At 64.6% G+C, this 5,785-nt stretch carries 5 protein-coding genes; 3 read left to right on the forward strand and 2 right to left on the reverse strand.

Annotation, left to right across the window (positions count from 1 at the left end):
* Both gor and pgi read right to left on the reverse strand, forming a co-directional pair.
* Nucleotides 1-1,333 (reverse strand): glutathione-disulfide reductase (gor, locus tag ABS88_RS23300; RefSeq protein WP_286750731.1); only part of this gene is annotated, 1,333 nt, incomplete at its 3' end.
* Nucleotides 1,334-1,446: 113 nt separating this feature from the next.
* The gene (gene pgi / locus ABS88_RS23305; RefSeq protein WP_286750732.1) at nt 1,447-2,952 is read right to left on the reverse strand and encodes a glucose-6-phosphate isomerase; all 1,506 of its coding nucleotides are present in this window, start codon (nt 2,950-2,952) and stop codon (nt 1,447-1,449) included.
* A gap of 205 nt (nt 2,953-3,157) precedes the next feature.
* On the opposite strand from pgi, the gene lepB reads away from it, so the two are divergent.
* Genes lepB through era form a run of 3 tightly spaced genes read left to right on the forward strand, consistent with a single transcriptional unit; the run spans nt 3,158 to nt 5,606 of the window.
* Nucleotides 3,158-4,036 (forward strand): signal peptidase I, encoded by an 879-nt coding sequence (gene lepB / locus ABS88_RS23310; RefSeq protein WP_003043651.1) that lies wholly within the window; start codon nt 3,158-3,160, stop codon nt 4,034-4,036.
* Nucleotides 4,033-4,716 carry a ribonuclease III gene (rnc, locus tag ABS88_RS23315; protein ID WP_003043654.1) on the forward strand — a complete coding sequence of 228 codons (684 nt, stop codon included), beginning with the start codon at nt 4,033-4,035 and terminating at the stop codon, nt 4,714-4,716. Before lepB ends, rnc begins: the two co-directional genes overlap by 4 nt.
* Complete coding sequence (gene era, locus ABS88_RS23320) at nt 4,713-5,606, forward strand: GTPase Era (RefSeq protein ID WP_058811562.1); 894 nt, start codon at nt 4,713-4,715, stop codon at nt 5,604-5,606. The genes rnc and era overlap by 4 nt, the downstream gene beginning before the upstream one ends.
* Nucleotides 5,607-5,785: the final 179 nt, after the last annotated feature.

The raw sequence follows: 5,785 nt of genomic DNA on the forward strand, positions 1-5,785 counted from the left end.
CCAGTTCCTCGGCCATGCTGGGGTGCAGGGCGACCGTCGCGTCGAAGTCGGCCTTGGTCAGCCCCGCCTTCACGGCGACGGCGGCGGCCTGCAAAATTTCGGGGGCGTCGGGGCCGATCATGTGGAGGCCGACGACCTGGTCGGTCGCCGCATTGACGACCATCTTGTACAGCGCCCGTTCGTTGCGGCCGGCGAGGACATTCTTCATCGCCCGGAAATCGCTGGTATAAATGCGCACAGCGCCCAGCTTGTTGCGTGCCTCTGCCTCGGTCATCCCGACCGCGCCGATCGGGGGATGGCTGAACACCGCGCTCGGCACATTGGCATAATCGACCGTCGTCGGCTTGCCGCCGAAGACACTGTCGGCGAACGCCTGTCCCTCGCGGATCGCCACCGGCGTCAGCTGGATACGATTGGTCACGTCGCCGACGGCATAGATGCTCGGCACCGACGACTGGTTATTGTCATCGACCTTGACCGCACCATCCTTGTCGAGTTCGACTCCCGCCGCTTCCAGGCCCAGTCCCTTGGTGTTCGGTACCCGCCCGGTCGCGACGAGCACCGCATCGGCGGCGATCGGATCGCAATTTTCGAGATGGACCATCAGCGATCCGTCGTCCTGCTTCTCGATCGACTTGAACGGCGCGTTGAAGCGGAATTCGATCCCCTTGGTCATCGAAATCTGCAGCAGACGGTCGCGGATCTGCTCGTCATAGCCGCGCAGGATCGCGTCGCCGCGGTTGACGATCGTCACCTTGCTGCCGAATTCGTTGAAGATGCCCGCAAATTCATTGGCGATATAGCCGCCGCCAGCAATCACCACGCGCTTCGGCAGACTGTCGAGGTGAAACACCTCGTTCGACGTGATCGCATGTTCGCTGCCCGGAAATTCGGGGACGAAGGGCCAGCCGCCGGTCGCCACCAGAATGCGCTCGGCGGTGAGTTCGGTCCCGTCGGCGAGCCGCACCTTTTGCGGACCGACGACGGTCGCGCGCGTCTTGAGGACCGTAACCTTGTGATTATCGAGCGTCTGACCGTAGAGACCTTCGAGACGCGTTACTTCGCCCAGCACATTGTCGCGCAGCCGTTGCCAGTCGAAATGACAATCGGGAACGTCCCAGCCGAAATGCCGCGCGTCCTTCAGATCTTCTGCAAAGTGCGCACCATAGACGAGCAGCTTCTTGGGCACGCAACCACGAATGACGCAGGTGCCGCCGACCCGATGCTCCTCGGCGACCGCAACGCGCGCGCCGTGTGACGCCGCGACCCGGCTCGCGCGAACGCCGCCCGACCCGGCGCCGATGACAAACAGGTCATAGTCGAAATCGCTCATGGAATTACCTCTGACACTTGTCGCTGACATTCGCGGCGGACGCCTATGTGGTTACGCCGCGCTGTCTTGCCAATCGAATATTTGGATTAGCGTGATCGCTTCGAGTCCTGAACCTAGTCCCCCAGCGCGGCCTGCATCAGCGCTTCGGTCGCCGGATCGAACTGCACTGTGCCTTCGGCCAGCCCCTTCGCCATTTCCTTGCCCAGCTCGACCCCGAACTGATCGAAGGGATTGATACCGAGCAGCACGGCGTTGGCGAAAACGCGATGCTCGTAGAAGGCGATCAGCGCGCCCAGACTGTGCGGCGTCACCTGTTCGAGCAGGATCGTCGTCGACGGGCGGTTGCCGGGATAGGCGCGCGCGCCATCCTCGCTCGCACGGCCGGTCATCAGCGCCGCGCCTTGTGCGATGCAGTTGGCAACCAGCGTTTCGTGGTGCGCATCGTCGAGGATATGATCGGGTTCGCGGGCGACGACGAATTCGACCGGGGTCAGATGCGTGCCCTGATGCAGAAGCTGGAACACCGCGTGCTGCGCGTCGGTGCCGACGCCGCCCCATGTGATCGGCGCGCTCTGCTGCGCGAGCGGCGCACCGTCGAGTGTCACCCGCTTACCGTTCGATTCCATTTCGAGTTGTTGCAGATAGGCGGGCAGCAGCCGCAGGCGCTCGTCATAGGCAAAGACAGCGCGCGTCTGGCAGCCGAGCCGGTTGGCGTAAATCTGGTCGGCGAAGGCGGCGAGCAGGCAGATATTGTCGGCGCCGTCGGCAAGCCGGAAATGGCGGTCCATCTCCGCCGCGCCTTCGAGCATGTCCTGGAAGGCGTCCCAGCCGAGCGCCAGCGCGGCTGGAAAACCGATCGAGGACCAGAGCGAATAGCGCCCCCCGACGGTTTCGCTGAACGGCAGGATGCGCGTTTCGTCGATACCCCATTCGACCGCGCGTTCGGGGTTGGCGGTCAGCGCGATGAAACGCCCGACCGGATCATCGACGCCCGCCTCCTCGAGCCATTGCAGCGCCGAGGCCGCGTTGAGCAGCGTCTCGGTCGTCGTGAAGGTTTTCGACGCAACCGCCACGAGCGTATAGGCCGGGTCGAATTTGGCAAAGACTTCGGCGAGCGCGGCCCCATCGACGTTCGAGACGACGGCGACGTCGTAGCGCGAGCCGTGCCGCCCCAGCGCATCGATCAAGAGGTCGGGGCCGAGCGCCGAGCCGCCGATGCCGATGTGGAGCAGATGGCGGATTTCGCCGAACGCATCGGCCTCAATCGCGTCGATCAGCATCCGCATCCGCTGGTGCAGCATCTGCGCGCGGTGGACCGATTCCGGCGCGCCGTCGCCGCGCTCGGCGCTATGCTCGGCGGCACGGTCCTCGCTCGGATTGGCGATCCCGCCCGAAAACAGCGTGCGGCGGCGCCCCGCGAAATCCTGCGCCTCGGCCAACCGGTTCAAGATCGCAATTGCCGGATCATCGAGGTGCGTCTTGGCAAAATCGAAACGGATATCGGCAACGCTGCGCACCAGCGCCTGCAAACGCGCCGCGGGATCGGCAAGCACAAGGTCGGAAAGTGTCTGGGGCTGCCAGTCGGCGAGCGCCTGCCATGCGTTTGCGGCCGTGGTCATCGAATATTCCTTGCTGCCCCTTCGTATCGGACACGGTCGAGCCGTCCATCGGCAAGGTGCCTTACGGATGGGCATCCCGACGACGCTCGACGCGAACGGGGTTGATAGGGTTCGCCAACCTCATAAGCGTGCAGGAGCGCCCATACCAGCGTCATCCGCCGATATTTGCTTGACGCGCAGACCTATTCACCGTCAATGCGCCCCCATGACCGATGCCAGCATACCCGCCGAAAAGCCCGCCCCCGCGACGCCCGAACCCGCGCCCGTATCCGCCAAGGAAGAAGCGGTCGACACGATCCGCTTTCTCGCGCTGCTCGCGATCGCGGTGCTGATCTTTCGCAGCTTCTTTCTGTCGCCCTTCAACATTCCGTCGGAATCGATGCAGCCGCGCCTGCTGATCGGCGACTATCTGCTCGTGAACAAGATGGCTTACGGCTATTCGAAATACAGCCTGCCGTTCAGCGTGCCGCTGATTCCCGGCCGCATTTTTGCGCGCACGCCCGATCGCGGCGACGTCGTCGTGTTCAAGGCGCCGCCGGTCAACGACAATGATTATATCAAGCGCGTGATCGGTCTGCCCGGCGACACGATCCAGGTGAAGGATGGCATCGTCTGGTTGAACGGCAAGCCGCTGAAGCGTGAACCGATGGCCGATTTCGTCATTCCGGTGACGCAGAACATGATCGACGCCTCGCGCGCCAACGGCACCCTCCCCTGCTATTCGCCCGAGTTCGAAGAGATCGGCGCGAACGGCCAGCGTCAGTGCCGCTACAAGCGCTTCAAGGAAACGCTGCCCAGCGGCAAGAGCTACGCGATCCTCGATATCACTTCGATCCCCGAGGATAATACCGCGCCCGTGACCGTGCCCGCCGGCCATCTGTTCCTGATGGGGGATAATCGCGACCGCAGCGCCGACAGCCGCTTCCCCGCCGTCGAGGGTCAAGGCATCGGGCTGGTGCCCGAGGAAAATCTTGTCGGCCATGCGCTGGTTACGATGTTCTCGACCGACGGGTCGGCAAGCTGGATCAACCCGATCAGCTGGTTCACCGCGGCTCGTTGGAACCGCGCCGGGGAAGGCTTTTGAACGAAGGCGTCTCCGCGGAAACACTTGCCGCCATTACCGGCGCAACGCCCCGCGACCTTGGCCTCTACCGCGAGGCGCTGACCCACGGCAGCAGCGGTGCGGGCGATTATCAGCGGCTGGAATTTCTGGGCGACCGCGTGCTCGGGCTCGTCATTGCGTCCGAATTGTTCGCCCGCTTTCCGAAGGCTGCCGAGGGCGAATTGTCGTCGCGGCTGCACGCGCTTGCGTCCGGCGAAACCTGCGCGCGGATCGCGCAGGCGCTCGATCTCACCGCGCATGTCCGGTTCGGCGCGCAGGCGATCGGCGACGGCGGGCGGCATAGCGACAATATCGCCGCCGATGTGCTCGAAGCGCTGATCGGCGCGCTGTGGCTCGACCTTGGCCAGGACGCCGCGCGGGCATTCATCGTCCGCAATTGGGGGAGCATGATCGAAGGCCAGGTCGCCGCGCCCAAACATCCCAAGGCGGCACTCCAGGAATGGGCGCTCGCCCGCAAGCGCAAGCCCCCCGAATATCGCCTCGTCCGCCGCGATGGCCCCGACCACGCCCCGCGCTTTCGCGTCGCCGTCGCGATCGGCAAGCTCGCCGAGGCCGAAGGCGACGGCCCCTCGAAGCAGGCTGCCGAGAAGGCGGCCGCAACCGCCCTGCTCGAAATCTTGACCCAGGAAGACGTAAAATGACCCAGCGCTGCGGTTTCGTGGCGGTCGTCGGCGCCCCGAACGCCGGCAAATCGACCCTCGTCAACGCCCTTGTCGGCCAGAAGGTCGCCATCGTCAGCCCCAAGGCGCAGACGACGCGCACCCGCCTGATGGGCGTCGCGATGGACGGCGACACGCAGATCATCCTGATCGACACGCCGGGCATCTTCGCGCCCACCCGCCGGCTCGACCGCGCGATGGTCGCCGCGGCGTGGGGCAGCCTGGAGGAAGCCGAAGCCATCCTTGTCATGGTTGACGCCGCGGCCAAGCTCACGGGCCGCGTCGAACGCGTGCTGGAAGGAGTCGCGAACCGGCCCGAGAAGAAATATCTGGTGCTGAACAAGGTCGATCTGACCAAGAAGGACAAGCTGCTCACCATCGCGACCGAGCTGAACGCCCGGCTCGCCTTCGACGAAACCTTCTTCATCGCGGCGAGCAGCGGCGACGGCGTGCCCGAGCTCAAGGCGCACCTTGCCGCGCTGATGCCCGAAGGACCGTGGCATTTCCCCGAGGATGAAGTTAGCGACGCACCCGAGCGGATGCTCGCGGCCGAAATCACGCGCGAGCAGCTCTATCGCCAGCTCCATGAGGAATTGCCCTATCAGTCGACGGTCGAAACCGAGTTGTTCAAGACCCGTCCCGACGGCAGTGCCGAAATCCACCAGCAGATTTTTGTCGCGCGCGACAACCAGCGCGCGATCGTCCTCGGCAAGGGCGGCGCCCGCATCAAAGAAATTGGCGCAAAAGCCCGCGCCGAGCTCGCCGAACTGATGGGCCGCAAGGTCCACCTTTTCCTGCACGTCAAGGTCAAGGAAAATTGGGACGAGGACCGCGGCGTCTATCGCGACATGGGCCTCGACTGGGTCGATTGAGCGGCGATATGGCGCACGACCCCTTCAACACCCCCGGCGACCGGTTCCGAGCGGTCTTCCGCTATTGGCAGGCCTATCTACTCATCGCGGTGCTGATCGCGCTCGTCATCGAGCGCGACCGTTTCGCGAGCAGCGGCAAGGACCATCTCGTCGCCGGCGAAGTCATGCGGATCGAAACG

This window comes from Sphingopyxis sp. SCN 67-31, from assembly GCF_001725095.1.

What these genes read in the sequence shown, in the direction of transcription:
- pgi (WP_286750732.1), bottom strand. Translation starts at nt 2,952, where the DNA reads ATGACCACGGCCGCAAACGCATGGCAGGCGCTCGCCGACTGGCAGCCC.
- lepB (WP_003043651.1), top strand. Translation starts at nt 3,158, where the DNA reads ATGACCGATGCCAGCATACCCGCCGAAAAGCCCGCCCCCGCGACGCCC.
- era (WP_058811562.1), top strand. Translation starts at nt 4,713, where the DNA reads ATGACCCAGCGCTGCGGTTTCGTGGCGGTCGTCGGCGCCCCGAACGCC.